At 36.5% G+C, this 2,011-nt stretch carries 2 protein-coding genes; both read left to right on the top strand.

All coding sequences use genetic code 11. The features are described from left to right. Nucleotides 1–174 precede the first annotated feature (174 nt). Complete coding sequence (gene nox, locus ACMZ6U_RS10200) at nt 175–1,542, top strand: H2O-forming NADH oxidase (RefSeq protein WP_416108313.1); 1,368 nt, start codon at nt 175–177, stop codon at nt 1,540–1,542. Between the two features lie 129 nt (nt 1,543–1,671). Beyond that, a complete protein-coding gene (locus ACMZ6U_RS10205; protein WP_416108314.1) occupies nt 1,672–2,010 on the top strand; it encodes an ATP cone domain-containing protein in 339 nt (112 codons plus the stop codon). Nucleotide 2,011 lies beyond the last annotated feature (1 nt).

Raw genomic sequence — 2,011 nt, forward strand, 5'->3', positions numbered from 1 at the left:
ATTTTGGGGATATTAACAGTGGAGACTAGTCAAATCATGTGATTTTTGATAAAATAGAAAACGTTAACATAAGTGTAGATATTATTGTTTGTGATTTAATGAGCAAAAAAATTGGTGTCTATTCTTGTATGTGTTATACTTAACAAGTAAAAAAAATATATTGGAGATTTTTATATGTCTAAAATTGTTGTCGTAGGTACCAACCACGCTGGTACAGCTGCTATTAAAACAATGTTGTCAAACTATGGTTCTGAAAATGAAATCGTAACATTTGACCAAAACTCAAACATTTCCTTCTTAGGATGTGGAATGGCTTTATGGATAGGTAAACAAATTGATGGTCCTGAAGGTCTTTTCTATTCTGATAAAGAAGAATTGGAAAGCATGGGTGCAACAGTATACATGGAGTCACCTGTCACTCACATTGACTACGCTAAAAAAGAAGTAACTGCGATTGTTGATGGTAAAGAACATGTTGAATCTTATGATAAATTGCTTTTAGCAACTGGTTCTCAACCGATTGTACCGCCAATTAAAGGCGTTGAAATCAAAGAGGGATCAACAGACTTTGAAGCAACACTTGAAAACCTTCAATTTGTTAAACTTTACCAAAATGCTGAAGATGTTATTAACCGCCTTGAAAAACCTGGTATCGAACGTGTAGCAGTTGTTGGTGGTGGTTACATTGGTGTCGAACTTGCTGAAAGTTTCAAACGTAAAGGTAAAGAAGTCGTTCTTGTTGATATCGCTGAAACAGTAATGGGTGCATACTATGACCGTGATTTTACTGCAATGATGAACCAAAACCTTGAAGAAAATGGTGTTAAACTTGCTCTTGGTCAAGCTGTGCAAGCTGTAGAAGGTGACGGAAAAGTTGAACGCCTTGTAACTGATAAAGAAACTTTTGATGTTGACATGGTTATCATGTGTGTAGGATTCCGCCCTAACACAGCACTTGGAAACGGCGAACTTGAAACTTTCCGTAATGGTGCTTTCTTGGTTGATAAAAAACAAGAAACTAGTGTAAAAGATGTTTATGCTATTGGTGACTGTGCTACTATCTATGATAATGCTCGTGATGATCATAGCTACATTGCCTTGGCTTCAAATGCTGTTCGTACAGGTATTGTTGCTGCTCACAACCTTGCTGGTCATGAGCTTGAAGGTGTTGGTGTACAAGGTTCAAATGGTATTTCAATCTTCGGACTTAACATGGTTTCAACTGGTTTGACTGAAGAGCGTGCAAAAGAAGCTGGCTTTAATGCTGCAGTAGCATCTTTCAATGATAAACAAAAGCCTGAATTTATCAAACACGATAATCATGATGTTGCTATCAAAATTGTCTACGATAAAGACACACGTGTTGTTCTTGGTTGCCAAATGGTATCACGTGAAGATATGTCAATGGGAATCCATATGTTCTCACTTGCGATCATGAAACATGTGACAATCGAAGAACTTTCACTTATGGATATCTTCTTCTTGCCACACTTCAATAAACCATATAACTACATCACAATGGCTGCTCTTGGTGCAGAATAGTTATAATAAACTCGAAGAAATAAGATTCTTCGAGTTTATTTTTTCTCTGCGATAATTCGACTTGACAAAAGATGAAATCCCTTGCATAATTAATGTAAGCAATGAAAATGCATTGAAAGGAGACCTCTTATGCAAATTATTAAACGTGATGGACAAGTTGCAGACTTTGATCCAGAGAAAATCTACCAAGCTATTGTAAAAGCCGCTCAAACGGTTTATGTTATCGATGATACGTGGCGTGCGAATCTTGCTCAAGTAACTAAAAAAGTTGTACTTGATTTGGAAGAAGCGCAAGTCGAGCGTCCAACCATTAACATGATTCAATCATTAGTAGAAAATCGTCTGATGGATGCTGGGTATATCAATATTGCTGAGCACTATATTTCATATCGTTTGCAGCGCGATCTAGAACGTAATGGTTACGATGATAAAGTTATTGTTCATCTTCATTTTGAGCAAATTATGTAAA

The sequence above is a fragment of the Streptococcus pluranimalium genome (genome assembly GCF_047785745.1).
In the GTDB taxonomy this organism is placed as follows: Bacteria; Bacillota; Bacilli; order Lactobacillales; family Streptococcaceae; genus Streptococcus; species Streptococcus pluranimalium_B.